Raw genomic sequence first — 605 nt, 5'->3', positions numbered from 1 at the left:
CTGACAATCCACCATCACTAGAAATGACTTCACCGGTAATCGCGCGCGCTTCGTCAGAAGCTAACAGTACATACGCAGCAACGTGATCTTCTGGCAACTGGGCAAGTTGAAGTGGGTTTCTTTTTTTAATGCTGCTTGCTTTCGTATCATTATCCACGACTTTAACAAATGGGCGCAGAGGTGGAATGACCGATAATGCTGTCAGTGTGCCACCAGGCGCTACAGCATTTACCCGAATATTTGGAGCGAGTTCGAATGCAAGTTGGCGCATTAATCCGATTTGAGCGTGCTTGCTTGCTGTGTACCAAACGCCACCGCCATCAGGATAGAAACTTGCACCAGATACAGTAAAAATAATATTGCCATTAGATTTCTGCAGTTCTTCAAGTGCTGCTTTCGCACCGAAGAAAGAGCCTTTAACGTTAATATTGAGCAGGAAATCATATGCTTCGGAAAGTGCATCAGGAGTTACGTCGGCAAATTTAGCAAATCCATCGAAGACTCCTGCATTAGCGACGAGAACATCTAACTTCCCAAATTGCTTAACAGTGGCCTGTACAGCCTTCTCATTGTCTTCGTATTTACTTACATCTCCTTGGTTAATG

General features: G+C 44.6%; 1 protein-coding gene. It reads right to left on the bottom strand.

Features of this window, described 5'->3' with window-relative positions; all coding sequences use genetic code 11:
- Positions 1 to 605, bottom strand: a 605-nt coding sequence (locus AC1DUW_RS31890; protein ID WP_477644587.1) for an SDR family oxidoreductase, incomplete at both ends; no start/stop codon positions are given.

The organism is Peribacillus sp. P4_C12, assembly GCF_056402095.1.
This window is presented reverse-complemented; position numbering and strand designations above follow the sequence as displayed.